Below are 25,296 nucleotides of genomic sequence, written 5' to 3'. Positions count from 1 at the left end.
ATGAACGCCTGGTTCGCCCTTCTCATCCGCCGCCGCTGGCTCGTCCTGGTCCTGGCCCTCGCCGGGGCCGTCGGCGGCATCGTCAATCTCGAAGGCCTGTCCATCGACGCGGTCCCGGACATCTCCCCGAAGCAGGTGATGGTCCTGACCCTGTCGCCGGGCCTCGGCCCCCTGGAGGTCGAGCGGCTGGTCAGCTTTCCGGTCGAGAACGCCATGGCCGGCGCACCGGGGCTGACCGGGATCCGCTCGACCTCGCGCTACGGCGTCTCGGCCGTCTACGTCACCTTCGACGACGCCCTGTCGATCACCGAGGCGCGCGCGCAGGTCTTCCAGCGCCTGCCCCTGGCCAAGGCGACGATGCCGGCCGGCGTCGGCGACCCGGAGATGGGTCCGATGGCGACGGGCCTCGGCGAGATCTACCAGTTCGAGGTCCGGGGACCGGGCTACGCGCCGATGGCCCTGAAGCGCATCCTGCAATGGACCATCGCGCCCAAGCTCAAGCTCACCCCCGGCATCACCGACGTGAACGTCTATGGCGGCGAGATGCCGACCTACGAGGTCCGCATCGCCGCCGAGAGCCTCCACCGCTACGGCGTGACGATGGGGCAGGTCTACACGGCGCTGTCCGAGAACAACGCCGCGCGGGGCGGCGCCTACATCGAGCACAACGACCAGCAGGAGGTCATCCGCGGCCTCGGCCTCGCCAAGGGCACCGCCGACCTCGCCGCGACCGTCGTGGCCACGGGCCCGGGCGGCGTGCCGGTGACGGTCGCCACCCTGGGCGAGGTGGTCGAGGCGCCGAAGGTCCGCCTCGGCGCCGTCACCCACGACGCCGCTGGCGAGACCGTCGTCGGCATCGCCATGATGCAGCAGGGCGAGAACGCCAGCGCGGTGGTCGAGCGGGTCAAGCAGACCCTCGCGGATCTCCGGCCGCAACTGCCGCAGGGCGTCGAGATCGTGCCGTACTACGACCGCAGCACCCTGGTGGCGCGGACCATCCGCACCGTCGAGCACAACCTCCTGGAGGGGGCGGTGCTCGTCATCGTCGTGCTGCTGCTCCTTCTGGGCAATCTCCGCGCCGGCCTCGTGGTGGCGGCCGCGATCCCGCTCTCGATGCTCATGGCCTTCGCGGGCATGCGGCTGTTCGGGCTCTCCGGCAACCTGATGAGCCTCGGGGCCATCGATTTCGGCCTCATCGTCGACGGCGCCGTGGTGATGATCGAGAACGTCCTGCGGGCGCGCGGCGAGCACCCGGACCGTCCGGCCGAGACCGTGATACGGGAGGCGACCGTGGAGGTGGCCCGGCCGATCCTGTTCGCCGTCGCCATCATCATCCTGGTCTACCTGCCGGTCCTCGCCCTCGAAGGGGTCGCGGGCAAGATGTTCCGGCCGATGGCGCTGACCGTCATCCTGGCGCTCGCCGGCTCGCTCGTGCTGACGATGACGCTGATGCCGGCCCTGGCCGCCATCGTGCTGGCCGGCCCCGGCATCGGCGAGCGCGAGACGCGCCTCGTCCACTGGGTCCGCAGCGCCTACACGCCGGTCCTGCGGCTCGCCGAGCGCCGCACCGGCCTGACCGTCCTCGTGACCCTCGGCCTCTTCGCCGGAAGCTGCTGGCTGGCAACGCGCCTGGGCGGCGAATTCCTGCCCAAGCTCTCGGAAGGCTCCATCGTCATCACCTCGGAGAAGCTGCCGGGCATCAATCTCGATGCCTCCCTCAAGGTGATGCACCGCATCGAGCAGACCCTGAAGTCGTTCCCGGAGGTGAAGCGCGTCGTCTCGCTGACCGGCAGCGCCGAGATCCCGACCGACCCGATGGGCGTCGAGTCCACCGACAGCTTCATCACGCTCACCGACCCCTCGACCTGGACGACGGCCGAGACCCAGGACGGGCTCGTCGCCGCCCTCGACAAACGCCTGCGCGAGGCGGTGCCGGGCGTGTCCTACGCGTTCTCGCAGCCGATCCAGATGCGGATGGACGACCTGCTAGAGGGCGTACGCGGCGACGTCGCGATCAGCCTCTACGGCGACGACCTGAAGGTCTTGAAGGACAAGGCGGACGCCATCGTGCGCGTGGTCTCCGGCGTCTCGGGCGCGGCCGACGTGAAGGCCGAGGCGCAGGCCGGCATGCCGGCGCTCTCCATCCAGGTCGACCGGGCGGCGGCCGCCCGCTACGGCGTCAACGTCAGCGACGTCCTCGACGTGGTGGAGAGCATCGGCGGCCGCACCGCCGGCATGATCTACGGCGACGACAATTCCATCACCGACATCGTGGTCCGCCTGCGCGCCGGCGACCGCGGCGACGTCGCGCGCATCCGCGACCTGCCGGTCGGGCGGAATGGGAAGACGCTCGTGCCCCTGTCGCTGGTCGCCTCGGTGGAGGTGGCGACGGGTCCGGCCCAGATCAGCCGCGAGCGCCTGCAGCGCCGGATCTCGGTCCAGGCCAATGTCCGCGGCCGCGACGTGCAGAGCTTCGTGCGCGACGCCCAGGCGGCCGTGACGGCGCAGGTCAGCCTGCCGCCGCGCTACGCCCTGCAATGGAGCGGCCAGTTCCAGAACCTGCAGGAGGCGACGGCCCGGCTCTCGGTGGTGGTGCCGGCGGCGATGGCGGCAATTCTGGTGCTGCTCGTGGTGATGTTCGGCGATGTCCGCCTGGCCGGACTGATCTTCCTGAACGTGCCCGTGGCCGCCACCGGCGGCATCGTCGCCCTGTACCTGCGCGACCTGCCGTTCTCGATCTCGGCGGCCATCGGCTTCATCGCCACCTTCGGCATCGCCATCCTGAACGGCGTGGTGCTGACGAGCTACATCCGCGACCTGGAGCGCCTCGGCCTCGACCCGCGCGAGGCGGCGACCCGGGCCGCCGAGATGCGCCTCCGGCCCGTGCTGATGACCGCCCTCGTGGCGACCCTCGGCTTCCTGCCGATGGCGCTCTCGACGAGCGCCGGCGCCGAGGTGCAGCGTCCCCTGGCCACGGTGGTGATCGGCGGCCTCGTCACCGCCACGCTCCTGACGCTGGTGGTCCTGCCCGCCGTCTATCCGTACCTGGCGCATCTCCGGCTGCCCTGGCGCCGCCGCGCGGCCGAACCGGTTCAGCCCGTTCGCCGGGGCCGGTCGGCCCGCGCCGATGTCTAGGATGCCGGATGTCCGAGTTGGGCTCCGTGCATCGTAGGCCTTGTCGGCGATCTGGCGCTTGGGCGGCACGACAGCCGATTGGCGGGCGACGCGCTCGATCGACCCGGGTCGCCGAATGGGTCGCTCCCGAACTGCGGGATCCGTTCCGTGAGAGGAGCCGCCGAAAACGGTTAGGCGGAGAGTCTGAGGATGACCGCGGACGACCCGGCGATATGGGCCAGGGTGACCAGGACGGACCCGGTATGGAGGACGGCGAAGCGCTTGCGTTTGCCCGTGTCGGTCGCGACGTTGATGGCCGGCATGAGGATCTGGCGCGCGAGGAGTGCCGTCACCGCGATGAGCCCCAGGATGACGGCGGAGGTCGTGTCGACGGCGGCTGAGAGCGCGGCGCCACCGAGAGCGCATCCGAAGACGAAGACGTAGAAATGCGGGAAGGCCCGGCGCAGGAGCGGACCCGCCTCGGCGGGCGGCAGGGCGCTGAACAGGAACGCGGCGAACCCAAACGAGTAGAGAACCATCCCGCCGAACAGCAGGGCCGTGAGAAGGAGAGCCGCTTGCGAGAGCATCGTGACCGAACCTCAGTGGTTTTGCCCGCCCGCGTGGGGCGCCGTCGCTCCCGCGTGGCTCCGACGTGCCATGTCCGTCTTCGCAGGGACGGTCCCGCGAGCCGAAATCCGGCCGAAGGGACGACCAGGGCCTAGATCGACTTTTCCGAAGACTGCTTCGCGCAGGCCGTGAAAACATCCGCGACGCGCAAATCGGCATGGGGGGTCATTCCGGCCGCATCATTCAGGCAGGACAGCACATCCTTGCGAGGGGCCGCTCCACCCAGGGAGTCCTCCAGCTGCTTCAGGACGCGGTCCCGGTCCGCACCGGAGGCCGTCTTCCAGTCGCGCAGGGTATCCTGCGGTTCCAAGGCCATGGCCGGCGTCGCAACCGAGGCCAGCATGAGGACCAACACGGCACGAATTGGCATTTGGAGCCTCCGCAGATGCGTCGCTTCGGGAAGGGTGTCGATGCGCCCCCGTCCCGTCCTCGGGCCGGCAGACACCCGAGTTTCCCGGAGCCTGAGGGTATCTGTGAAGGCGAACCGACATGGCGATGCGCCTTACCACCGCATGCATGGGTTCAGGGTATGCACAGCCCCGGAGGCGCGGCGACACGGAAAGGGCTTGGCCGCGACCGAACGACCGCCGGAGCGCCGGTCAGATGCAAAGCCGCGCGAGGCTGCAGAACGTTGCTCGATCGGATGAACCCCTCCCGGGCGAACACTTGGTCGAGACGGGTCCGGCGAACGAACGCCCCCCGTCGCCTGGCCTGGGGCAAGGCAGTGCTGCGGGCGCCGCCGGACGGCGAATCCCCGCCTGAGCCATGACGGCTCCGGGCTGCGGCGGCCTTCCGGCGACGCGGTCAATCGCCCGGATCGGCCCAGGCGGCGAGGCCGCCGGACGCCAGGGCGTCGCGGGCGCAGTCGGCCCCGAGGACGGCGATCTCTTCGAAACTGGACCAGGCGCGGAGATCGATGCCGGCGAGGGCCGGCTTCAGCACCACGCTCGCCTGGCTGACCGCCATCATACTCTGGGCGTCGCTGGAGACGGTGGCGGCCCGGAGGAGCAGGGGGGCGATCGCCGGCATCGCATCGGGTGCGCCGAGCCAGCGCCGCAGGGTGCGGCCGCGCCAGGACCGCGTCGGCATGGCCTGGAAGGCGAGGTCGCTCCCGACATCCACCGCCAGGACCCGGCCGCGCTTCAGCCGGGCCATCACGTCGGCCGGGAGGTTGTTCATCATTCCGCCGTCGACGAGGACGCCCTCGGGCGTGCAGACCGGCGGCAGAAGTCCCGGGATCGCGATGCTGGCGCGCAGGGCCTCCGCGACGCGGCCCGCGCGGTGGATCATCGCGCTGCCCGTCGTCAGGTTCGACGAGACGCAGAAGAACGGCAGCCACAGGTTCTCGATCGTCGCGGTCCCGAAGCGTTCGGCGAGCCCGGCATCGACCTTCGCGCCCCGGGTCAGGGCGAGGTAGGGCAGGGTGTAGTCGTTCAGCGGATTCCGACCGACGAAGGACTCGATCGTGCGCGCGCGGATCTCCGCCACGTCCCATCCCATGGCGACGCTCGCGGCGATGATCGCCCCCATGCTGGTGCCGCCGACCAGGTCGATCGCCAGGCCCGCCTCCGCGAGCACCTCGAGAACGCCCAGATGCGCCAGGCCACGGGCTCCGCCCCCGCCCAGGACCAGCCCGCGCGCGCAACCGCTGACGAGCCGGGCCAGGCGGGCCATATCGGGGGCGCGGCCCGGGCGGACATGGATCGCCAGGGCGGCGGGACGCACGGCCGGAAGGGCGGCGGTGTCCGGATGGAGCGGCCTCGGCAGGTGCGCATCCGCGCCCTGGCAGATGACGAGATCCGTTTCCACCCAGTCCGAGCGGAGGCGCCCCCCATAGGCGCGCGCCGCCGGACGCGGCGGCGCACCGGGATCGGCCAGCAGCAGAACGTGATCGGCGTGACGCAGGCAGAGCTGGCACCAGGGGCAGTCGATCTCGTGGGCGACGAAGATCGTGCGGGCATGCGCGGCCTCGAAGGCATGGAACCAGGCCTCGTCCGCCCCGGCCGGCCAGTCCGCGAGGCATCCGGTCCGGCCGGGCAGGACGGCATCGAGCGCTTCGGCGAGGCGAAGGCCGAAGCCGGTGGTGTCGGGGCCGTCCGTCACCGCCAGCACCGCGAAGCTGCGGGGCCGGTCGTCCAGGGGCTTGCCCTCGTAGACGGCGCGGAGGCGCTCGGCGACGAGGCGGCTGAAATAGAGGAGCGTCGCCGGGTGCTGCGCGATGATCCGCTCGAAGGCAGGGCGCGCCAGGTACAGAACGTGACTGTCGCGCAGGGCCGTCGCCGTGGCGGAGCGTGGCGCCGCGGAGAGGAGGGCCATCTCGCCGAGGGTCTCGGGCGGAGCGAGGCGGGCGATCCGCTTCGGGCGGCCGGTCTGGGGATCGCGCTTCGAGATCCCGATGCACCCGGAAACCAGCGTATACAGCCCGTCGCCGGCGTCGCCCTCCGCGAAGAGCGTCGCGCCGCCGGGAACGGCGAGGGACACCATGTGGGCTGCGACGGCGTCCGCGAGTGCGGGCTCCAACCCGGCGAGAAACGGGATGTCGCCGAAACCCACGCCGTGCCCGCTCATGCCGGATCGGCCTTCAACTGCTGGGCGGCCCTGGCGTAGCCTCCATCGGCGCCGTCGACGAAATGGACGTGGCCGGCACGCATCACCGAGGGGCTGATGCAGGTCACCACGGCCGAATCCTGACGGGTCAGGCCGAAGCGCAGGAGCCCCGCGGTCCGGGCCGCGGCGAGCTGCGCTTCGATCGCGTCGGCGGTCGCGTGGGGACAGGCGACGGTCAGGCGCAGACCGTCGTCGAACTTCCGGAAATCGGCATTGGCGGCGAGGTGGCGCCGATAGGTGCGCGGGGAAAACCCGCCGACGGGCAGGCCGAGCCGGAACACCGCATAGGCGAGGCAGGCCCGTCCGAACACGGCGATGCGGCGGAGCATCCGCGAGCCGGCCAGGGGCCCCGCGGCCGCGACCTCCGCCGCGAGGCCGGACCAGGGCGCGCGCATGTTCGGTCCCTGGGGCGGCAGCGGCCGTCCCGCGGCGGGGCTCGCCTCCACCACCGACAGGACCGCCTCGAGGGCGTTCCGCAGGTCGCGGCGGTCCGCCCCCGGTCTCGGGACGACGATGAGCGAGAGGACGACGCCATCCTTCGCCGCCAGGGGTTCGAAGCGGCAGGCCAGCCCGGTGAGGTCCGGCCGCGGTCCGTCCACCGTCGGCGTCAGGGCATAGGCGCCGCGCTTCATCAGCGTGTCGGCGAGGGTCAGGCCGCCGCCCATGAACATCGCGTAATCGGCATGCGCGGACGCCGCGTAGCGGGCGACCCGCAGATCGGCCCCGGCGGCGCGCAGGGCACCGACGGGGATCAGGGCCGTGCGCAGGTCGAGCGCGAGTTCGGCGCGGACCCAGCCGGCGGTCGCGGCGAGCACGCCGGCCACCGCCGCACGGTCGGCCGGGGCCACGAGCACGCTCGCGCCGTCGCCTCCGAAGGCGTAGCCGAACGAGACGCCCTTGAGCGCGTTGCGGACCGCTGCGATCACGGCCGCACCGGCGAAATTCACCGCCCGATAGCGCCCCTGCGCGATGGCGCCCGTCGAATCGACCACGTCGCAGAGACCGACCGCCCAGTCGTCCGGCACGCGTGCGTAGCGGCTCTCGTCGAGAACGTCGGCGAAATGTCCGAGGCAGGGCAGGGAGGCGTAGGAAAACGCCGGCTCGCCCGCTCCCGTGTCGTGACCACGCTCGTCCTGACCACCCTCGTCCTGGCGCATCGCCCGCCACCCCCGGGCGGCTCCGGTCGCCGCCTCCCTCTGCCGAACGACGGCACGGGTCCGGAGCCGTTCCGATTAGCGGGTCGACCCCTTGGTGCCGCCGAACATCATCTCCGAGTCATCGGCATAAGGCGAGACATCCTTCACCCTGTCCACCGGGAGCAGGACCATCATCCGTCCGTTCGGTGCCCTGACGACGTTGAACTTGCGGCCGTTCCTGTCGGATGCGACGGCGACGGAGGCCTCCATCGTCTCGAACGGCGACAGCGCGAAGCGCGTGCCGTAGGCCTCGATGGACCCGTCGGTTTGCGCCAAAGCCGGGGACGCCCACGCTGCGACACAGGAGAAACCCGTCGCGATCGCCAAGCGGATCATGTCTCGCATCCTTCGGAAACGTCGTGACCTCGAAGGGGCAAGCCGATCACGCACCGGACCGTCGCCGGACCCCTTCGCTCCGTTCGACGGTAACGCCTCGATGGCAGGACCGTACAATACCGAAATGGCATGGTGACGATCAGCGTTCTGCGGGCTTTCACGGCGGCGAAGACTGTCGAATCGGCGCCGTCCCTCCGTTGCACGAGGGCGCGACAGGACGATCGCTTGCCATTCTGTGGCCAGGGCGGCGATCCGGTCGCCCGGGCTCGCCGGCGACGGCCGAGGCCGAGGTCTGGGCATCGGCCTCGGCGGCGGGGCGGCCGAACCGTGCGCCGGAAGGTGTTTTGCGAGTTGCCGGCATCAGGCTCACCCCGGCGCGAGGCCCGAAATCCGGATGCCGAGCCTCTCGGGACCGCGCAGGGACGCCCCCGGCCGGTAGGGCGGGGGATCCGCCATCAGACGGGGCGCGACCAGACGGCGGCTGAGGGCCACCAGGGCGATCTCGGCCTCGATCCGTGCGAGCGGGGCGCCCATGCAGTAGTGCAGCCCGCCGCCGAAGCCGAAATGCTGGTTGTCCTCGCGGTCCGGATCGAAGCGGTCCGGCTCCCGGAAGCGGGCCGGGTCACGGTTGGCGGCGGCGAAGAGCAGGATGACCGGCGCCCCCTTGGGGATGGTGCGCCCCGCGATCTCGATGGCCCCGAGGGCCTTCCGGGTCCGGAAATGCACGGGCGGCTCGTAGCGGAGCAGCTCCTCGATCACGCGCGGCGCCCGCTCGGGATCGGCGCGCAGGCGCTCCAGCTCCCGGGGATGGCGCAGCAGGGTCAACATGCCGTTGGTGATCAGGTTCACCGTGGTCTCGTGCCCCGCCACCAGCAACAGGATCGCCGTCGAGATCAGGTCGAAATCACCCATCGCCGGCTTGCCGGAGGGGCTCGGCACCGCGAGGGCGCTGAGCAGGTCGGCCGTGGGGCGCCGCCGCTTCTCGCGGATCAGGGCCCGCATGTAGCCGGAGATCGCGTCGAAGGCCGCGACCGTCCGGTGCCGGCTGGCCTCGTCGTGCCGGGCATCGGGCTCCAGGGCGGTGGCGAGCTGCGTCGCCCACGCTTGGAACTGCGGCTCGTCCGCCTCCGGCACGCCGAGCATGTCGCAGATCACCGAGACCGGGAGCGGGTAGGACAGGTCCTCCACGAGGCAGACCTCGTCCCGCCCCCGGCAGGCGTCGATGAGGGCATCCACGTCCCGTACGACGCGCTGCCGCAGCGCCCGCACCCGCGCCACCGAGAATTCGCGCATCACGGCATGGCGGAGGGTGTCGTGATCGGGCGGATCGCGGAAGATCAGCGGGCGGTGCGCGGTGGCGATCCGGTCCTTGAGGGGGTTGAGGAGCCAATCCTTGAGAGGGTTGCCGGTGCGGGGGCGGTGGGACGGCGGCAGGTCCTCCGAGCTGAGGCGGGGATCGAAGATCAGGCTCCGGATCGCCGCATGCGTGCTCACCACGGCGCTGCCGTCGCGCTGGATCGCCACCGGGCTTTCGCGGAGGCGCGCGTAGAGCGGATAGGGGTCGGCCCGGTTGGCCGGGTCGAGCACCGCCTGGAACAAGGTATCCTCAGCCATGGCGAACCCCGATCGGGTGGAAGGTGGCACGCGCGGGCGGAAAGCCCGGCGCATGGGCGAGGAACGTCCCCTGGTCGGTCGCCTCCTCGATCGGCGGAAACGCCCGGCCCTCCGCGACCGCCTCGGCGTAGGCGGGGAGCCAGCGTGCCTGGTCGAACGACACGGCACCGATGCTGCGCCCGGCGCGTCCGTAGACGGCCAGGAAGCGCCGCGAGGCGCGCGTGCCCTGCACGATCGCGACCGCGTCGGCGCCGGCGTTCGCGCCCACCGCTTTGATGTTGATCCCGAACTGGCTCGACCAGAAGGCCGGCAGATGCCGATAGGTCTGCTGGTCCTCCGCCGCCGCCAGCATGTTGCGCGCGGCCTGTGCGGATTGGGCGACGGCGTTGCCCCAATGCTCCACCGACATCAGGCGGTCGCCGCAGAGCGCGTTCGGCCAGCGCGCGACGTCCCCGGCGGCGTAGATGTCGGGGCAGGGCGTGCCGTCGGCGCGCAGGACGCGACAGGCGCCGTCGCAGGTCACGCCGCGCGAATCCGCCATCAGGCCCGCATCCGCCAGCCAGTCCGTGGCACGCGTCGCACCGAGGGCCACGATCACGAGGTCGGCCTCGACGGCGCGCCCGTCCGCGAGCTGCGCGCGGACGACCCGGCCCGACGCGTCGCCCTCGAAGCGAAGCACCTGTGCGCCGGCCTGGAAGGTGACGCCGGCATCCCTCAGGCAATCCACGAGCACGCCGCCGACCCAGGTGCCGAGGGAACGGGCGAGCGGCGTCGGGTTGGGATCGACCACGGTGACCGGCAGTCCGAGATCGCGGCAGCAGGACGCCGCCTCGCAGCCGATCAGGCCGGCGCCGACGATGAGGACGCGCCGCGGGGCGCCGGCCAGTGCGGTCCGCAGGCGGGCGGCATCGTCCCGGCTGCGCAGGGTGAAGACGTTCTGCAGGCGCCCCCCGGAAGCCGCCGGCCAGGGCCGCGCCTGCGCCCCGGTGGCGATGAGCAGGCGCTCGTAGGCGAGCCGCGTCCCGTCCGCGAGGGTGATCGCGCGCGCCTCCCGGTCGAGGGCGGTCGCCGCGTGGCCCAGGCGCCAGCGCGCGTCGTGGGCGACGAGTTCCGGCAGCCCGGTCGCGTCCGGTGCCAGTTCGCCGGACAGGACGTGCTTCGACAGGGGCGGCCGGTCATAGGGCCGATGCGGTTCGTCGCCTACGATCGTGAGACGCCCGGCATAGCCGTTGCGGCGCAAGGCCTCCGCGCCCCGGAGGCCGGCCAGCGAAGCGCCGACGACGACGATGCCGGCCGTGTCCCCGGCCGTCACGATGCGTCTCCGGGCTCGACCTGCAGGCTGATGGCACGGACCGGACAGGCCTGGACGGCCCGCTCGATCTCGCCCCGACGCGCACGCGGCGGCGCGGGATCGTAGAACAGGATCTCGTGGCCCCGCACCGCGAAGGCACCGGGTGCCGCGTAGCAGCACTGGGCGTAACCCTGGCAGCGGTTGAGGTCGACCACGACCCGCAAGGGGACGGGCGGGTCCGGGATCGGATCGGCGACATGCGTCATGGGTCGTGCCTCGCGGGTCGTCAGATGCCGATGAAGGGATCGACGTGATCGTCCGCCTGCGGAATCAGGCGGGCGACGGACGTCCAGGGCAGGCCGGTGGTGCCGACCAGCACCAGGGTGGCCATGAAGCCGACCAATCGCAGCGCGTCGCGCGGCGCCGGGCGACGATCCGGTGCGGACCGACATCCACGCCGGACTCCGCCGGGGAGCGTGAGCGCGCTCATGCGACGGCCTCCTCGACGACGGCGTGCGCCCCGGCGGCCTGGTCGATGGCATCGAGGATCGCCCGGCCCGAATCCAGCGCCTGGAAGTCGCGCGCCAGGGCCGCGGCACGGCTCCGGAAGCGGGGGCTCCCGAGAACCGTGTCGATCGCCGCGCGAAGGGCGTCGGACGTCGGGGCGTTCGTCGCCAGGTTGAGACCGGCTCCGGCCCAGGCGATGCGCGCACCGACCTCGGCCTTGTCCTCGGTGAGCCCCGCGGCGACGATGGGGACGCCCACCGCCAGGGCCTGCGAGACGCTGCCATAGCCGCCGTTGGTGACGAGGAGGCTGACCTGCGGAAGGAGAGCGTCGAACGGCAGGAACGAGGCCACGCGCGCGTTGCCGGGCAGCGGCGCCGTCAGGGCTTCGACCGGGCGGCCACCGGTCGTGACGACGACGAGAAGGTCGTCGCGGTCGGCCAGGGCGGCGAGGGTCGGCTCGATCAGTTCACCGAAATCCGCATTGGCCAGCGTCCCCTGCGTGACCAGCACGACGGGCTTGGCCGGATCGCGCGCCTGCCACCACGCGGGCAGCGCCGCGTCGGACTTCTGCGCCGGCAGGAGACCGACGAAGCGAAGATTGCGCGGCAGGCGTCCGAAATCATACTCGAAGGCCGGAACGGTCGGCTGGAGGAACAGGTCCGGCAGGACGGCGATGGCGTGCGGGAGCGAGGCCGGCAGGGCTGGGACGCCCAGCCGGGCCAGCTGCGTGTCCGTCGCGGCGCGGACGGGATCGACGAAGGCCGTGTCCATGCCGGCCTTCAGGAGGGCATAGTGGGCGCGCTCGGCCTCCGTCCGCGCCGGCGGGAGGCCGAGTCCGACGGGGGCCAGGTCCGGCCGGTCGAGGAACAGGAAGCTGACGTTCAGGGTGACGATGGGGGGACGCGGGCCGGACCCGAGCAGCAGGGGCAGCACCCCGAGCATCATGCTCCCGGCGACGATCACGTCGGGTTCCTCCGCGGCGATCAGCGTCCGCAGGACCCCGGTCTGGAGGGGGATGGGATCGATGAAGCGCCGGGCGAACTCGATCCGATAGCGCTCCGGACCGGCCGGCAGGTCCGTCGCCCGGTACTCGGCCGCGTCGCCGTCGTCGTACGGCGCGAACCGGAGGCCGGACGCCTCGATCTTCGTCCGGAACCGCTCGGCGGTCATCATGACGACGTCGTCGCCCCGCGCCGCGAGCCGACGGCCGACGGCGAGGAGGGGGTTGATATGCCCGGTCAGGGCCGTGGCTGCGATCAGCACCTTCATGGTGAAAACTCCTCGCTGCGCGGGTTGCGATGCTGGGATCTCGCGACCGGACCGCGATGGGTTACGCGGGTCCCGCGGCCTGCGTGCGCCTGCGCACCGGCCCCTGCCCGGACGCGGCCACGCGGCCGCTTCACAAAGGCGGGCCCGGCGGATGCACGCATGCGACCGGCACCGGCCGTCGAAGGGCACGCCGACGACCCGAGCCATCGCCGTCGGCCCTCCGGGTCGCCCGTCCGAGGACCGGCCTCGGGCAGGCCTGGCGCTGCCGGCAGGGTGCAACGACAGCGCTCCGCGTTCAAAATTTCCGCAAGATTTTCACAAGACCTCCGAAATTGTCCCGATCCCCGTCCACGGCATCATACGGTCGCCAGCCTAGGCGTCGCGCAGTTCCGGCGCTCATGCCGTTTCGGCATTGTCGTCATAGGGGCTCTTTATATTGGATCGGCGACATCGCGGATCCTTGATATCCTCGATCGCGGATGTCCGGATCGTCGACCGCCGGAGGGGCCGACGGTGCGACGCCGCACGGCCTTTGCGGGCGTGACGTAACGCGGGCGCCGCGGTCGCGAACTCCCGGCATCCACCCAGGAGATATGCCATGCCCCCCCTGCGTCGCACCGCGCTTCTCACCGCCGCCCTGACCCATGCGACGGCCTTCGTCCTGGTCGTCGGTACGGCCTCCGCGAAACAGCCCGCGCCTTCGCCGCTTCCCGCGGCCTCGGCCCTGCTCCGTCCCATGACCGCCGGGAACGCGACGAAGGTCCCCGGCATCGGTCCGGCCAACCCTGGGGTGCCCGGCCCGGTCCGGGCGGCAGCCGACGGGCACCTCGGCCGGCTCTTGCGAGGGGCCGTCTGCACGGGTTGCTGAGATCGGTTCCGGACGACGGAGCCATCCATCCCGCCTTTGCCTCACGACCGCTCGGGCCGCAGGATTTGCGGTCTCGGCCCACGTCCTCCAGCGCTCCCGCGCGAAGCTCCGCCGGAGCCGGCGCGATCCAGGCGCGATCAAGCCGCGATCACAGCGCGATCAAGGAAGGTCAGGACCATGGAACTTCACGAAATCCGCTACTTCCTCGCGGTCGGCGAGACGCGCAACTTCACGAAGGCCGCGGACGCCTGCCACGTCACGCAACCCGCCTTGACGCGGGCGATCCGCAAGCTCGAGGACGAACTCGGCGGGATGCTGGTGTCCCGCGAGCGCGGCAACATCCACCTCACGGATCTCGGCCGTCTGCTCGAGCCGAGCCTGCGCGCGATGATGGTCCAGGCGGGCGAGGCCAAGCGCACGGCGGAGAGCTTCCTGCGCCTGAAGGGGGCGCCGATCCGGCTCGGGGTGATGTGCACCGTCGGACCGGTCCGGTTCACCGGCTTCCTCAACGAATTCCGCGTCTCGCATCCCGGCATCGAACTGACGCTGATCGAGGGCATGTCCTCGGAGCTCAAGGAACTCCTGCGTAGCGGCGACCTCGACGTCGCCGTGATCTCGGACCCGGAGGGGTTCGAGCCGCCGCTCCACGCGAGCGTGCTCTACCAGGAGCCCTTCATCCTCGCGTGTGGACCGACCCACGCCTTCGCCGCCCGTACGGCGATCACGCTGGAGGACCTCGAGGGCGAGATCTACCTCCAGCGCATCCATTGCGAGTACCGGGATCGCCTCGCGCAGATGCTGGCAGAGCGCGGCGTCACCATCCGGCGCGCGCACCGCAGCGAGCGCGAGGACTGGATCCAGAGCATGGTGGCGGCCGGCATGGGCGTCTGCTTCCTGCCGTCGTTCTCGGCGACGGTCCCGGGCCTCGTGCAGGTCCGTGTCGTCGACCCCGAGGTCGCGCGCGAGGTCTGCATCGTGACGATCGCCCAGCGGCATCCCTCGCCGCCGATGGCGGCCCTGCTCGCGGCGCTGGATGCCTATGCCTGGACGAACGACGGCGAGTCCCACGACCGGACGGAGCCGGCCCGGCCGGGCGCGGGCGAATGGGCGCGCGTCTGACAAGGGCCGGAGAGGCGGCGCCGGCGCGCTACGGCACCGGGACACAGAGGTGCCGGTCCAGCGCATCGAGGGCCGGAACAGCCCCCGCACGCCCTAGCCCGATCCGCAGGCGATCCGTCGGGACCCGCCCCAGGCGCGAGCGCCACAGGCTCGCCGGCAGGACGAGGATCCCGGCCCGGCGGGCCAGATCCCGGGCGAAGCCGTCGGCGCCCTCGGGCCCGAGATAGCGCGGGAAGGCGAAGGCCAGGTTGTGCCAGGCGTCCGCCCCTAAGGTCTCCGGATGCCGGGCGATCAGGGCGTCGAGGCGCGCGCGGCTTCGCGCACCCACCGCCCGGCTGCGGGCGAGGATGCGCGCCTCGGCACAGAGGGCCACATGGGCCAGCACCTCGCTCGCCGCGCACAGGCAGCTCGACATCCTGTTCTTGGCATTGAGGGCGGCCTCCAGGAGCCGCCGGTCGCGACAGGCGATCCAACCGACGCGGAGGCCCGCGAGGCCGAACCCCTTCGACAGGCCGTCGATGGAGATGCCGCGCTCGTAGAGGTCGGCGACCGCGGCCGTTCCCTGCGCGCGGTCCGGGGCGAGATTGGGGGCGAGATTCAGGGTATGCCGGTAGACCTCGTCGCAGACGAGCCAGAGGCCGCGCCGGCGGCAGAGCGCGACGAGGTCGCCCATCGTCGTCGCGTCCAGGGTCGCGCCGGTGGGGCTGTTCGGCATGTTCATCAGGACGAGCCGGGTCCGGGGCGTGAGCGCGGCCTCGACCTCGCCGACGTCCAGGCGCCAGCCCTCGGTCTCCCGGAGGGCCACCCCGGTGGCGCCGCAGAGGGCGGTGACGGCCTCCTCGGAGGGCTGGTAGATCGGGAGCACGACCACCGCATGGTCCCGCGGCGTCAACAGTGCCGCGACCACCGCGGCCAGGGCCTCCTGCGCCCCGGCGCAGCAGAGCACGTCGTCGGCCGTCAGCCGCCGGTGGCGGGCCGCCACGGCACCCCGCAGCCAATCCGCTCCGCGCGGGTCGAGGTAGCCGAAGCCGAGGCCCTGCCAGCGCGCGCGATCGTCCTGCCCCGCGAGGTCGAGGAGGTCGGAGAGGGTCGTCGTCTCGGAATCCGAGGCGGCGAGGTCGTGCCGGACCGCCGGGATCCAGCGGCTCAGATAGGCCGCGAGGGCGAAGGGCTCCGTCACGGGCGCGGTGCCGGATGGGCCGGCGCGGCGGTCGCCGCCACCCGCAGGAAGGTCGTGACGATCTTCGTTCCGGCTCGAAGCGTTCCCCTGAACGAGCCCGCGACCTTGGACGCGCCGGCCGTCCGGCAGCGATAGGGCAGAGGGACCTCGTCGATGCGCAGGCCGGCCCGAGCCGCCTGCATCTGCATCTCGATGTTCCAGCCGTAGGTCATCTCCCGCAGCGCCAGACCCTGCAAGGCGGCCCGGTCGATGGCCCGGAACGCGCACATGTCGCTGTAGCGGGCCCCGTAGAGCGCGCCGATGCCGAAGCCCGCCAGCCGGCCGGCCAGGACTTGGTGCCAGAGCATGGCGCCGGGCTCGCGGTCTCCGCGGGTGCGGGAGGCGAGGACGAAATCCTGCTCGCCGCGCAGCACCGGGTCGGCGATCCGCGCGATCAGGTCGCCGCGATCCGCCCCGTCGCCGTCCATGAAGACGATGACGCGGTGCGCCGGGTCGGCGGCCTCCGCGCCGCGGGCGCAGGCCCGGCCGTAGCCGTGCCCGCCGTCGATGACCCGCGCCCCCGCTTCGCGGGCGATGCGGGCGGTGCCGTCCCGGCTGCCGCTGTCGGCGACGATCACGTCGCCGGCATAGGCGGCGGGGATCTCGCGGATGACCCTGCCGATCGAGCCGGCTTCGTTCAGCGTGGGAATGACGACGCTCACAGGCTCCATCGCATCCCGCAATTCTGGCAGGGCGCCGGCGGCGCGTTCGAGAGGAGCGCGGTGCGGAAGTCGCGGTAGGCCGGGCTGTTCCAGATCTCGCGCAGGCTCTGCTGGGTGGCGTCGCCCAGGGTGTAGTTGCTGTAGCCGCGCACGGAGAAGGGAGCGATGCAGCAGGGCAGGGCCCGGCCGTGCGCGGTGAAGTACATCAGCGACCAGGGTCTCCGGCAGGTCGCCCAGGGCTGGTCCTCGCTCGTGCGCTTCAGGCTCAGGCCGGGCTCGGTGGCGCCGGAGGCGTCGAGATTGACGCCGAGGTCCCGCCCGATGGCCTGGGCCGCCGCGATCGCCGCGAGCTCCTCGCCCTGGGTCGATTCGAAGAGCGAGAGGTCGGCGCGGGCCATGCCGTACCCGACCTCGTCGAACACGAGGCGCTGGAGATGGACGTCGGTGACGCCCATCGCGGCGGCCAGGCGGACGAAGGCGGGGAGCTGCGCCACCGTCTCCCGCATGCCGGTCAGCCAGAGCGAGACGGCGGGCGTCGCGGCGCCGACCTGTTTCTGGAAGGCGACGAACTTGCCGACGTCGCGCACGATGCGGTCGAAGAAGTCCTTGCCGCGCACCTTCGCGTAGGACGTCCGGTCCGCGGCGTCGAGGGAGACGCGCAACTCGTCGAGGCCCGTATCGATGAGCGCCTGGAAGCGTTTCGGCTGCAGCAGGGTGCCGTTCGTATTGAACAGCACGTAGGTCCCCCGGTCCTTGAGGTAGCGGATCATCCGCGGCAGGTCCGCGACCAGCATCGGCTCGCCGACCCCGTGCAGGACCACGCGGGCGACGTTCGGCACCTGGTCGACGATGCGGGTGAACAGCTCCCAGCTCATGTCGGCCGGGGGCTCGAGCGCCTCGAAGGTCCGCGGGCAGGTCTCGCAGAGGAGATTGCAGCGGTTCGTCACCTCCAGATAAAGGCAGACCGGCGGGGTCTCCGCGTCACCGGAGCGTTCCCGCCCGACCTCCTCGAAGTAGCGGCGCGGGTCCTTGATCGCGGCGGAGGCTGACATCAACGCTGTCCTTCCGGGCTTGGGATCGGGGTGACGGTGCGGGCCCTGAGCAGGTCGCGGAGCGCGAGGGCGATCGCGGGCCCGAAGACGAGGCCGGGCCAGAAGAACCGCTCGTCGAAGGGGTCGACGTAGAACAGGACCGGCGCGGCCGAGAGCCAGACCACCGCCGGGATCGGCGCGACGACCGCCGGGAGGGCAAGCCAGGCGTAGTACCAGGCGTAATGCGGGTTCGCCGCGGCGGTGGTGCACGCGATGAGGATCGCGGTGTCCCGGCACAGGGCGATGGTCGCGGCCGGTCCCCACAACGCCGGCCCGCGGGCGATGCGGAAGGCCAGCGCCCCGAGCAGGATGGCGGCGCCAATCAGGTAGATCCGTCCCGCTCCGTCCGGCAGGGGCACGAGATGGGACAGCCCGGCCAGCAGCCAGACCCCCCGGCCGGAGCGATAGCCCTCCTCGTCGCCGTAGGCGGACAGGAAGCCGAGGACCCCGGAACCCACCGAGAGATAGGGGGCGTAGAGAAGGGCGATGACGGCGAGGCCGGCCAGCACCGGCCTCCAGAACCGGCCGCCGCGCAGGAAGGCGGGCGCGGCCGCCACCGGCAGGAACTTCACCAGAACGGCCGCCGCCAGCATCGCCCCGGCGAGGCCTTCCCGCGCCCGCGCCCGGCACAGGAGCGCGATGGCGAGCAGGCCGATGGCGATGGCGTCGACATGGCCGTCGCAGGCGAAGGACCAGAGCGCGAGGGGGTTCCAGGCGTAGAGCAGGACCCGTTCGCGCGGGAGCCGCGCCAGCGACAGCAGGCCCAGGAGACAGAGCAGGGCCAGGGCCTCGAAGCCGACCATGGCGAGCTTCATGCCGAACACCGTCGGCGTGAGCATGCCCACGAGGGCGAACACGGCCTGGGCCGCCGGGGGGTAGATCGTCAGCGCGTAGGTCGCGCGGTTGATCCAGGGGAACACCGCCGGGTCGCGCAGGTGCGCGAGGGCCGGATCGACGGGCAGGTAGCGGTAGGGATTGATGCCGGCGGCCTGGACCTGCCCATCCCAGACATAGCGGTAGATGTCGCTCGACAGGAACGGCAGCGCGGGCAGCAGCGCCGCGCGCATGACGAGCGCAAGGCCGACGATGATCCAGAAGGCGCAGGGCGGCAGGGCGGTCCGCAGCACGAGCCGGACGGCGAGGAGGTAGACTCCGACGCCGAGGGCCAGGATCCCGACGAAGACGTTGGCCCGCTCCGGCGAGCCGACGGTGTCGGCGCCGGGCACGTGCAGCATCAGCGCACCGAGCATGAGCAGGGCGAGCAGGAGGCCGAGCCCGGTCAGGCGTGCCAGCGGCGCGTTCATGCGGGGGCCAGACGGGCGGCGAGGCGCCCGGTCCGTTCGAGCCTGCCGAGCAGCGCCCGCGTGACCGGTGCGGGGTAGCCGCCGGTCTCGGCGATCAGCACGGACAGGGACGGGGCGTCGTCGACATCGTACCAGGGATCGAGCTCGACCAACGGGAGTCCGATCGCGCGCGCCCGCGCCCGGGTCGCCGCCGCGACCGAGCCGGTGCTCCAGGCGATATCCGCGAACATCTCGGCATGCGCGGCCTTCAGGCCGAGGAGGTAGTATCCGCCGTCGTCCGACGCGCCGAGCACGGCCCGGTCGCCCGGGGCGAGAAGCTGCTCGGCCGCCTCGATCAGCCGGCGGGTCGGCAGGGTCGGGCTGTCGGAACTGAGCACGCAGGCCGCCGCATGGCCGCGCTCCAGCATGCCCCGGATCGCGTGGAGCAGGCAGCGGCCGAAGCCCTGGACGCGCGCCGGCATCGGCGGCGTGCCGTCGGCCAGGACGAGCCCGGTCCGCGCCCCCACATGGGCGGCGACCCGGGCCTCCGATCCGTGCGGCGCATAGGCCGCGTAGGCGGTGATCGGCGCGGATCGGGCCGCGTCCGCGATGTTGGCGGCGGTGTCCCGGAGGAAGGCGGCGCTGAGCGCGGCGGCCTCGTCCGGTGTCAGCGGCGGGCACAGGCGGGTCTTGGAGCGGCCGGCCTGCGGGGCCTTCGCCATGATGCCGATGGCGCAGGTCGGAGGGCGCGGGCCGCCCGCCGCGCGGGGCTCGGCGGCGCTCACAGGCCGCTGAACCAGTTGAAGCCACGGCTCTCCCAGTAGCCGGCCTGATAGACGTTGCCGACTTCGATCGCGGTGATCCATTTCGGATTCTTGAAGCCGAGCTTCGTCGCGGTGCGCAGCCGCAGGGGGTAGCCGAACGGATCGGGCAGGGTCTCGCGGGCGTACCGGGTCGCCAGCAGCGTCTGCGGGTGCAGCGCGGTCGCCATGTCGATGCTGCTCGGATAGTCGTCGGCGGTCTTGAAGGACACGTACCGGGCCTTCAGGTCGGCGCCGATCCGCTCGAGGAAGGTCCGCAAGGGCACGCCCGACCATTGGCCGATATAGTCCCAGCCCTCGACGCAGATGTGCCGGATGATGATCTCCTTCTCCGGCAGGGCCGCGAGATCCTGCCGCGTCCAGGACCGCTTGTTCTCCACGAGGCCCGCGACCTCGAGGCGCCAGGCCTCACCGTCCACCGGACGGATCTCCTCGATCGGATAGTAGGCGTTGAAGCGCGGCGGCTTGAGCACCCGGCTCTCGGGGTATTCGGGCGCGAGCCTGTTCGGATCGAACAGGGCGGCCTGGACGCCGTCGTTGAGGGACGAGACCGCCCGCAGGGCCTTGCCGACGGCGCTGGATTCGCCGACGTCGCAGCCCGTCAGCATGGTCAGCGCCCCGAGCGAGAGGCCGCCCCGCAGGAGACCGCGCCGCTCCAGGGAGCGGATTTCCGGGCGATGGTCGTCGAGGATGTGGGGGTCCGGGCGCGATCCGGGACGGAATAGGGACCTCATCGCGGCTCTCCAGCGTGGGGGTTTCGGAGGCGAGGCGGGGCGAGGCGCGGACCGCCGCTGAGCATCGCCCAGAGGGTCCGGGGCACGAGGAGGGCCAGCGTGACGTGCACGAGCAGGAAGCAGACGATGACGGCCATGCCGAGGAAATGCGCCAGGCGGGCGCCCTGGAAGGTGCCGAACAGGTCGACGAGCCAGGAGAACTGGACCGGTTTCCACACCGCCAGACCGGTGATGACCTGCATCACCCCGGCGACCATCACGACGAGGTAGAGGATCTTCTGGACCGCGTTGTAGACGGTGAGATCGTCGTGCGAGATCTGGAAGCGCAGCGTCTCGCGCACGGTCCGGATCACGTCGGCGATTCGGATCGGGAGGAGCCGCTCGCGAAACCGTCCCGTGACGAAGCCGTAGACCAGGTAGGCGAGGCCGTTCAGCGCCAGCACCCACATCCCGGCGAAATGCCAGAGCAGGCTCTCGGCCGCCCAACTGCCCAGGCGGACCGGCTGCGGAAAGTACAGCGACCCGAAGATCACCGAGTCGTTGTAGATGCCCCAGCCCGAACCGATCATCACGATCATCGCGACCGCGTTGATCCAGTGCATGATCCGCACCGGCCAGGGGTGCAGCCGCGGTCCGTCGGACGCGAAGGATTGGGAGATAGTCACCGTCATAACCCCCTTTTCGTCGCGAAAACGAGGTTCGTTACCATGTGACCTAAAAGAAGATTGATGACATTTTGTAATCGCGAGGATGCACAAATAGTATCGTCGACAGGTCACGGTCATGTCTTGCCAAGACGAGCCGACCTCGCCGATCATGAAACCCTTTCCGCGCCGAGACCGGCCCCTCGGGGCCTGCCCTCGCGGGCCGCGCGCCGACGGAGCATCCCCATGGCCCTTCGCCTGTCCGTGATCACCCTGGCTGCGCTGGTCTCGACCGCCGCTGTCTCCGAAACGGCCGTCGCCACGTCGACGCTCGCGGAGAAGGCCGCCCGCCGCTACCCGCAGCCGGTCCGGGTCGGCGACCTCGTCGGCCGTCAGGTGCTAGAGCCGGTTCCGGCCCAGCACGTGCTCGGCCGCGTGGCGGCCATCGACCGGAACCCGCGCGGCGGGATCGACATCCTCATCCGGTCCGGAGGCTTTCTTGGTTTCGGCACGCGGCTGATCGCGGTGCCCGTCGAAGCCGTCGCGCTTCTCGGCGAGCATGTCGCCGTGCTGGACTTCACGCCGGAGCAGCTGCGCGAATTCCCGACCGTGAATGACGCCGACCTGCGCGCCCTCGCCCCCGACGCGAGCATCCGCGTCGGGCTGACGAAGCCGTTTCATTAGTCAGGCCGTCCGGACGGCTCACGGGCCGTCCGCTTGCAGGACGGGGCGAGGGACATCGTGAGCCCGGGGCCCCTCCACCGCCTTGCCCTGGGTGAAGTCGCGCCAGAGCAGGATCAGCGCCGCCATGACCGCCGGGCCGAGGAACAGCCCGAGGAGGCCGAAGGTCTCGACGCCGCCGAGAATGCCGAGCAGCACCCAGAGGAAGGGCAGGCGGGTGGTGCCGCCGATCAGGGCCGGGCGCACGAAGTGGTCGGCCACGAAGGTGACCACGAAGCCCGCCGCCACCACGACCACCGCCGGCACCACCGCGCCGTTGGCGAGCAGGATCGCCGCCGCGATGCCGAAGACCAGGGGCGCCCCGAACGGGATCATCGCCGCCACCGCCGTGAGGGCGCCCAGGAGCACCGGATGCGGCACGCCGGCGAAGTAGTAGACGATGCCCAGGAGTACGCCCTCGCCGAGGCCGACCAGCACGAGGCCGTCCACGGTGCCGTGGACCGAGGCCACCATCTGCCGCGCCACCCGCTCGCCGCGGGGACCGAACAACTTGGCGCTGGCGGCCAGCACCTGCGCGGCGACCGCGCGGCCGTCGCGGAACAGGAAGAACAGCGCCACCAGGGTGAAGCCGAACAGCACCACGCGGCGGACGATCTGCGCCCCGAGGCTGCGGGTCACCCCGATCACAGAGGAATTGTCGAAGCGGTGCAGGAGCTCCGAGCCGGCGGCCGGGTGGCTGAGGTTCTCCGCCCACCAGGCCTGCGCCTGCGCCGCGCCGAAGGGCAGGTGGCCGAGGAAGTCCGGCACGGGGATGCCGGATTTCTCGAAGGAGCGGGCCCAGGCGACCACGTCGTGCGCCTCCCGCGCTGCCTGCACGCCGAGCACCACCAGGGGGATCAGGAACACCAGGGCCACCGCCGCGGTGAACAGGAGCGGCAGCAGCAGGTTGTGCCGGCCCGGCGGCCAGCGCCGCTCGGCGCGGGCGTAGAGGGGGCCGAGGGCGATCGCCAGGATCACCGCCCAGACCAGGGCCGGGATGAAGTGGTGCAGGACCCAGATCCCAAGGCCCGCCAGGGCGAGGACCAGGGCGAGGCGCGCGAGGCTCTGCGCCGAGCCGGAGAGCGGGTGCGCCCCCGCACGCGGCGGATGATCGGGAAGCAGGCGCGGGTCGGGCGCGCCCGCCGGCGGCGTGCCGGCCGGCGTCACGGAGGGAAGCTGGACCATCGTGTTGTTCGACCTCGTGCGGAGCGGCCGCGGCGGCCACGTCCTGCCAGCCCATCTAGTCCATCGCCGCGGGATCGGAATGGAGGCCCCGGCCGGATCGCGACGCCGTGATGGCCACGGTTGCCCCTCTGGACCCCCTCGTGTAAGGGACCGCCTTCACTGTCCAGGGCGGCGGCAGCGCCGGCCCACGGGGCATGCTGCGCGACCGGGGGCACCGGGCATCATGCGCCGGATCGCTCCGGCCCCCGATCGGCACGGGCCGAATCCGGCGGGATACCCAGTCACACGGCGAGAACGCATGTCCGACCAGACCCATACCGCCACCTTCGACCGCGTCGCGGACATCATCGCCGACACCGCCGACATCCCGCGGGACACGATCACCCCCGAGAGCCACGCCATCGACGATCTCGGAATCGATTCGCTCGCCTTCCTCGACATCGCCTTCGCGGTCGACAAGGCCTTCGGCATCAAGCTCCCCCTCGAGCGTTGGACCCAGGAGGTCAACGAGGGCAAGGTGCCGGCCGAGGAGTACTTCGTCCTGAAGAACCTCTGCGCCCGCATCGACGCCCTCGTCGCCGAGAAAGCCGCCAAGGCCTGAAGCCGGACCGCCCGGGCAGCCCCCGGGCGACCGACGCCGCCCCTTCGACCCCGCCCGCCCGGGACCCAGGACGCCATGCGCCTCGAATATTTCGAGATGATCGACGCCGTGACCCGCTTCGACCGCGAGGCCGGCCGCATCGAGGCCCTGGCCCGCGTGCCGATGGAGAGTCCGGTCTTCGAGGGGCACTTCCCCGACCACCCGCTGGTGCCGGGCGTGCTGCTCACCGAGACCATGGCCCAGGCCTCGGGCTACCTCGTGCTCGCCCATCTGGGTTTTCGGCAGATGCCGTTCCTGATGGGCGTTGACAAGGCGCGCTTCCGGTCCTTCGTCGGCCCGGGCGCCGAACTGCAGATCGAGGCCAGCCTCGAGCATGACGGCTCGGGCTACGCGGTGACGAAGGCGGCGATCCAGCACGACGGCAAGCCCCTGGCCAATGCCGAATTGCGCTTCCGAACCATGCCGTTCCCGGCCGGCCTCGACGGGCCGATGCGCGCGCGGGCCCGCAAGATCGGCCTGTTCGATCTCGCGGGCGAGCCCGCGTGAGCGGGCGGGCGAGCAGATACGCATGAGCGTCCAGAGATGAGCGACGAGGTGAGATGAGCAGTTCGCGCGACGTCGTCGTCACCGGCATCGGCCTCGTCTCCTGCGCGGGCGAGGGCATCGCGGCGCATCTCGCGGCCCTCGACGCGGGCGCGCCGGCGCGCACCGACACCGAGGCCTTCGCGCCCTACACGGTGCACCCGGTGGCGCCCCTCGCCCTCGACGGCCAGATCCCGAAGAAGTCCGACCAGCGCCAGATGGAGCCCTGGCAGCGCCTGGGCGTCTACGCCGCCGGCCTCGCCCTGGATGCCGCCGGGGTGAAGGGGGATGCCGACCTGAAGGGCCGGATGCACCTCGTGGTCTCGGCCGGCGGCGGCGAGCGCGACACCGCGGTGGACGGCGCCATCCTCACGGGCCTGCGCGAGGCCGCCGATCCGGGCGCCTACCTCAACGAGCACCTGCAGAACGACCTGCGCCCGACCCTGTTCCTGGCCCAGCTCTCGAACCTGCTCGCCGGCAATATCGGCATCGTCCATGGGGTCACGGGGGCGTCCCGCACCTTCATGGGCGAGGAGGCCGCCGGCACCGACGCCCTGCGCATCGCCCAGGCCCGGATCGCCTCGGGGCAGGTGGACTGCATGCTGGTGGGCGGCTCCTACAGCGCCGAGCGGCCGGACGTCATGGTTATCCACGAGATGGGCGGCTTCCTGCGCGCCCGCGACTTCCGCCCCGTCTTCGACCGGACCCCGGCGGACGAGGCGGGCTTCATCCTCGGCAGTGCCGCCGCCTTCCTGGTGCTGGAGGCGGCCGAGCATGCCGCCGCCCGCGGGGCCCGGGCGCTGGCGCGCCTCGGCCCGGTGGCGAGCGACCGCACGACGCGCGCCCCGGGCAGCACCGAGGCCAGCCTCGCGGCCCTCTGGGCAGCGGCAGGGATCGCGGCGCCCGAGATCGTCCTCGCCGGGGCCACCGGCGTCGCCCCGGTCACGGCCGAGGAGGGCGCGGCCCTGGCGCGCCTCGCGCCGGGCGTGGCCGTGACGGCTCTGGGCGACCTCACCGGCCACACCCTCGAGACGGTGGCGCCCTTCGGCGCGGCCCTGGCCGCAGGCCTGGTCGCCGAGAAGGGCCTGCGCGAGGTCGCCGTCACGGTGGTGGGCCATCGCCGCGGCGAGGGCGTGATCCGCGTAACGGCGGCCTGACCCCGGGGCGATCCCGGACTCCGGCCGTGGCGAAATAGAGTGTAAGACG

General features: G+C 71.9%; 25 protein-coding genes. 7 read left to right on the top strand and 18 right to left on the bottom strand.

The window, feature by feature from the left end:
• Positions 1–3,135 carry an efflux RND transporter permease subunit gene (locus tag AC1MGR_RS16320; protein WP_480232264.1) on the top strand — a complete coding sequence of 1,045 codons (3,135 nt, stop codon included), beginning with the start codon at positions 1–3 and terminating at the stop codon, positions 3,133–3,135.
• Between the two features lie 170 nt (positions 3,136–3,305).
• Here AC1MGR_RS16320 and AC1MGR_RS16315 read toward each other — a convergent pair whose 3' ends face one another.
• From AC1MGR_RS16315 to AC1MGR_RS16270, 10 genes are all read right to left on the bottom strand, one after another.
• Positions 3,306–3,701 carry a DUF4149 domain-containing protein gene (locus AC1MGR_RS16315; RefSeq protein ID WP_480232263.1) on the bottom strand — a complete coding sequence of 132 codons (396 nt, stop codon included), beginning with the start codon at positions 3,699–3,701 and terminating at the stop codon, positions 3,306–3,308.
• A 131-nt stretch (positions 3,702–3,832) separates the two neighbouring features.
• Complete coding sequence (locus AC1MGR_RS16310) at positions 3,833–4,111, bottom strand: hypothetical protein (RefSeq protein WP_108037181.1); 279 nt, start codon at positions 4,109–4,111, stop codon at positions 3,833–3,835.
• A 434-nt stretch (positions 4,112–4,545) separates the two neighbouring features.
• Complete coding sequence (locus AC1MGR_RS16305) at positions 4,546–6,309, bottom strand: patatin-like phospholipase family protein (RefSeq protein ID WP_238230169.1); 1,764 nt, start codon at positions 6,307–6,309, stop codon at positions 4,546–4,548.
• Positions 6,306–7,505: a DUF3095 domain-containing protein gene (locus AC1MGR_RS16300; protein ID WP_480232262.1), complete on the bottom strand. Its 1,200-nt coding sequence runs from the start codon at positions 7,503–7,505 to the stop codon at positions 6,306–6,308. The genes AC1MGR_RS16305 and AC1MGR_RS16300 overlap by 4 nt, the downstream gene beginning before the upstream one ends.
• 75 nt (positions 7,506–7,580) lie before the next feature.
• On the bottom strand, positions 7,581–7,871 hold the full coding sequence (locus tag AC1MGR_RS16295; RefSeq protein WP_480232261.1) for a hypothetical protein: 291 nt from the start codon (positions 7,869–7,871) through the stop codon (positions 7,581–7,583).
• Positions 7,872–8,246: 375 nt separating this feature from the next.
• Entirely contained in the window at positions 8,247–9,494 is a 1,248-nt protein-coding gene (locus AC1MGR_RS16290; protein ID WP_480232260.1) for a cytochrome P450, read from the bottom strand.
• Positions 9,487–10,806, bottom strand: coding sequence for an NAD(P)/FAD-dependent oxidoreductase (locus AC1MGR_RS16285; RefSeq protein WP_480232259.1), 1,320 nt, complete (start codon positions 10,804–10,806; stop codon positions 9,487–9,489). Before AC1MGR_RS16285 ends, AC1MGR_RS16290 begins: the two co-directional genes overlap by 8 nt.
• A complete protein-coding gene (locus AC1MGR_RS16280) occupies positions 10,803–11,009 on the bottom strand; it encodes a ferredoxin (protein WP_108039011.1) in 207 nt (68 codons plus the stop codon). The genes AC1MGR_RS16285 and AC1MGR_RS16280 overlap by 4 nt, the downstream gene beginning before the upstream one ends.
• 62 nt (positions 11,010–11,071) lie before the next feature.
• Positions 11,072–11,275 carry a hypothetical protein gene (locus AC1MGR_RS16275; RefSeq protein WP_480232258.1) on the bottom strand — a complete coding sequence of 68 codons (204 nt, stop codon included), beginning with the start codon at positions 11,273–11,275 and terminating at the stop codon, positions 11,072–11,074.
• Positions 11,272–12,561: a glycosyltransferase gene (locus AC1MGR_RS16270; RefSeq protein ID WP_480232257.1), complete on the bottom strand. Its 1,290-nt coding sequence runs from the start codon at positions 12,559–12,561 to the stop codon at positions 11,272–11,274. Before AC1MGR_RS16270 ends, AC1MGR_RS16275 begins: the two co-directional genes overlap by 4 nt.
• 598 nt (positions 12,562–13,159) lie before the next feature.
• On the opposite strand from AC1MGR_RS16270, the gene AC1MGR_RS16265 reads away from it, so the two are divergent.
• Together AC1MGR_RS16265 and AC1MGR_RS16260 are read left to right on the top strand one after the other, a co-directional pair.
• Positions 13,160–13,429, top strand: coding sequence for a hypothetical protein (locus AC1MGR_RS16265; RefSeq protein ID WP_480232256.1), 270 nt, complete (start codon positions 13,160–13,162; stop codon positions 13,427–13,429).
• Positions 13,430–13,606: 177 nt separating this feature from the next.
• Positions 13,607–14,548, top strand: a complete 942-nt coding sequence (locus tag AC1MGR_RS16260; protein WP_108038967.1) for a LysR family transcriptional regulator — start codon at positions 13,607–13,609, stop codon at positions 14,546–14,548.
• A gap of 28 nt (positions 14,549–14,576) precedes the next feature.
• Here AC1MGR_RS16260 and AC1MGR_RS16255 read toward each other — a convergent pair whose 3' ends face one another.
• The 7 genes from AC1MGR_RS16255 to AC1MGR_RS16225 are packed head-to-tail and all read right to left on the bottom strand — an operon-like array spanning position 14,577 to position 21,029.
• Entirely contained in the window at positions 14,577–15,728 is a 1,152-nt protein-coding gene (locus tag AC1MGR_RS16255) for an aminotransferase class I/II-fold pyridoxal phosphate-dependent enzyme (protein WP_480232255.1), read from the bottom strand.
• Positions 15,725–16,438: a glycosyltransferase family 2 protein gene (locus AC1MGR_RS16250; protein WP_238230176.1), complete on the bottom strand. Its 714-nt coding sequence runs from the start codon at positions 16,436–16,438 to the stop codon at positions 15,725–15,727. The genes AC1MGR_RS16255 and AC1MGR_RS16250 overlap by 4 nt, the downstream gene beginning before the upstream one ends.
• A complete protein-coding gene (locus tag AC1MGR_RS16245) occupies positions 16,426–17,481 on the bottom strand; it encodes a radical SAM protein (RefSeq protein ID WP_108038960.1) in 1,056 nt (351 codons plus the stop codon). Before AC1MGR_RS16245 ends, AC1MGR_RS16250 begins: the two co-directional genes overlap by 13 nt.
• Positions 17,481–18,824 carry an MptA/MptB family glycosyltransferase gene (locus AC1MGR_RS16240; protein ID WP_480232254.1) on the bottom strand — a complete coding sequence of 448 codons (1,344 nt, stop codon included), beginning with the start codon at positions 18,822–18,824 and terminating at the stop codon, positions 17,481–17,483. The genes AC1MGR_RS16245 and AC1MGR_RS16240 overlap by 1 nt, the downstream gene beginning before the upstream one ends.
• Entirely contained in the window at positions 18,821–19,588 is a 768-nt protein-coding gene (locus tag AC1MGR_RS16235; RefSeq protein ID WP_480232253.1) for a TIGR04282 family arsenosugar biosynthesis glycosyltransferase, read from the bottom strand. The genes AC1MGR_RS16240 and AC1MGR_RS16235 overlap by 4 nt, the downstream gene beginning before the upstream one ends.
• Entirely contained in the window at positions 19,585–20,358 is a 774-nt protein-coding gene (locus tag AC1MGR_RS16230; RefSeq protein WP_238230180.1) for a molybdopterin-dependent oxidoreductase, read from the bottom strand. The genes AC1MGR_RS16235 and AC1MGR_RS16230 overlap by 4 nt, the downstream gene beginning before the upstream one ends.
• Entirely contained in the window at positions 20,355–21,029 is a 675-nt protein-coding gene (locus AC1MGR_RS16225) for a cytochrome b/b6 domain-containing protein (RefSeq protein WP_283207426.1), read from the bottom strand. Before AC1MGR_RS16225 ends, AC1MGR_RS16230 begins: the two co-directional genes overlap by 4 nt.
• 219 nt (positions 21,030–21,248) lie before the next feature.
• On the opposite strand from AC1MGR_RS16225, the gene AC1MGR_RS16220 reads away from it, so the two are divergent.
• The gene (locus AC1MGR_RS16220) at positions 21,249–21,686 is read left to right on the top strand and encodes a hypothetical protein (RefSeq protein WP_480232252.1); all 438 of its coding nucleotides are present in this window, start codon (positions 21,249–21,251) and stop codon (positions 21,684–21,686) included.
• Positions 21,687–21,704: 18 nt separating this feature from the next.
• Here AC1MGR_RS16220 and AC1MGR_RS16215 read toward each other — a convergent pair whose 3' ends face one another.
• The gene (locus tag AC1MGR_RS16215) at positions 21,705–22,907 is read right to left on the bottom strand and encodes an AI-2E family transporter (protein WP_480232251.1); all 1,203 of its coding nucleotides are present in this window, start codon (positions 22,905–22,907) and stop codon (positions 21,705–21,707) included.
• Positions 22,908–23,205: 298 nt separating this feature from the next.
• Between AC1MGR_RS16215 and AC1MGR_RS16210 the strand changes: the two genes are divergently transcribed.
• The 3 genes from AC1MGR_RS16210 to AC1MGR_RS16200 all read left to right on the top strand — a co-directional run bounded on the left by AC1MGR_RS16210 (position 23,206) and on the right by AC1MGR_RS16200 (position 25,247).
• On the top strand, positions 23,206–23,508 hold the full coding sequence (locus AC1MGR_RS16210) for an acyl carrier protein (RefSeq protein ID WP_055949487.1): 303 nt from the start codon (positions 23,206–23,208) through the stop codon (positions 23,506–23,508).
• Between the two features lie 75 nt (positions 23,509–23,583).
• Complete coding sequence (locus AC1MGR_RS16205; protein WP_056220162.1) at positions 23,584–24,054, top strand: 3-hydroxyacyl-ACP dehydratase FabZ family protein; 471 nt, start codon at positions 23,584–23,586, stop codon at positions 24,052–24,054.
• Positions 24,055–24,107: 53 nt separating this feature from the next.
• Positions 24,108–25,247: a beta-ketoacyl-ACP synthase gene (locus tag AC1MGR_RS16200; RefSeq protein WP_480232250.1), complete on the top strand. Its 1,140-nt coding sequence runs from the start codon at positions 24,108–24,110 to the stop codon at positions 25,245–25,247.
• Positions 25,248–25,296 lie beyond the last annotated feature (49 nt).

The sequence above is a fragment of the Methylobacterium sp. BI1 genome, from assembly GCF_056680125.1.
The sequence above is the reverse complement of the archived record's forward strand: the minus strand, read 5'-3'. Positions and strand labels throughout refer to the sequence as shown.

What these genes read in the sequence shown, in the direction of transcription:
- AC1MGR_RS16305 (WP_238230169.1), bottom strand. Translation starts at nt 6,309, where the DNA reads ATGAGCGGGCACGGCGTGGGTTTCGGCGACATCCCGTTTCTCGCCGGG.
- AC1MGR_RS16300 (WP_480232262.1), bottom strand. Translation starts at nt 7,505, where the DNA reads ATGCGCCAGGACGAGGGTGGTCAGGACGAGCGTGGTCACGACACGGGA.
- AC1MGR_RS16200 (WP_480232250.1), top strand. Translation starts at nt 24,108, where the DNA reads ATGAGCAGTTCGCGCGACGTCGTCGTCACCGGCATCGGCCTCGTCTCC.
- AC1MGR_RS16220 (WP_480232252.1), top strand. Translation starts at nt 21,249, where the DNA reads ATGGCCCTTCGCCTGTCCGTGATCACCCTGGCTGCGCTGGTCTCGACC.
- AC1MGR_RS16320 (WP_480232264.1), top strand. Translation starts at nt 1, where the DNA reads ATGAACGCCTGGTTCGCCCTTCTCATCCGCCGCCGCTGGCTCGTCCTG.
- AC1MGR_RS16290 (WP_480232260.1), bottom strand. Translation starts at nt 9,494, where the DNA reads ATGGCTGAGGATACCTTGTTCCAGGCGGTGCTCGACCCGGCCAACCGG.
- AC1MGR_RS16210 (WP_055949487.1), top strand. Translation starts at nt 23,206, where the DNA reads ATGTCCGACCAGACCCATACCGCCACCTTCGACCGCGTCGCGGACATC.
- AC1MGR_RS16315 (WP_480232263.1), bottom strand. Translation starts at nt 3,701, where the DNA reads ATGCTCTCGCAAGCGGCTCTCCTTCTCACGGCCCTGCTGTTCGGCGGG.
- AC1MGR_RS16310 (WP_108037181.1), bottom strand. Translation starts at nt 4,111, where the DNA reads ATGCCAATTCGTGCCGTGTTGGTCCTCATGCTGGCCTCGGTTGCGACG.
- AC1MGR_RS16275 (WP_480232258.1), bottom strand. Translation starts at nt 11,275, where the DNA reads ATGAGCGCGCTCACGCTCCCCGGCGGAGTCCGGCGTGGATGTCGGTCC.
- AC1MGR_RS16270 (WP_480232257.1), bottom strand. Translation starts at nt 12,561, where the DNA reads ATGAAGGTGCTGATCGCAGCCACGGCCCTGACCGGGCATATCAACCCC.
- AC1MGR_RS16225 (WP_283207426.1), bottom strand. Translation starts at nt 21,029, where the DNA reads ATGACGGTGACTATCTCCCAATCCTTCGCGTCCGACGGACCGCGGCTG.
- AC1MGR_RS16205 (WP_056220162.1), top strand. Translation starts at nt 23,584, where the DNA reads ATGCGCCTCGAATATTTCGAGATGATCGACGCCGTGACCCGCTTCGAC.
- AC1MGR_RS16260 (WP_108038967.1), top strand. Translation starts at nt 13,607, where the DNA reads ATGGAACTTCACGAAATCCGCTACTTCCTCGCGGTCGGCGAGACGCGC.
- AC1MGR_RS16250 (WP_238230176.1), bottom strand. Translation starts at nt 16,438, where the DNA reads ATGGAGCCTGTGAGCGTCGTCATTCCCACGCTGAACGAAGCCGGCTCG.
- AC1MGR_RS16265 (WP_480232256.1), top strand. Translation starts at nt 13,160, where the DNA reads ATGCCCCCCCTGCGTCGCACCGCGCTTCTCACCGCCGCCCTGACCCAT.
- AC1MGR_RS16240 (WP_480232254.1), bottom strand. Translation starts at nt 18,824, where the DNA reads ATGAACGCGCCGCTGGCACGCCTGACCGGGCTCGGCCTCCTGCTCGCC.
- AC1MGR_RS16245 (WP_108038960.1), bottom strand. Translation starts at nt 17,481, where the DNA reads ATGTCAGCCTCCGCCGCGATCAAGGACCCGCGCCGCTACTTCGAGGAG.
- AC1MGR_RS16230 (WP_238230180.1), bottom strand. Translation starts at nt 20,358, where the DNA reads ATGAGGTCCCTATTCCGTCCCGGATCGCGCCCGGACCCCCACATCCTC.
- AC1MGR_RS16215 (WP_480232251.1), bottom strand. Translation starts at nt 22,907, where the DNA reads ATGGTCCAGCTTCCCTCCGTGACGCCGGCCGGCACGCCGCCGGCGGGC.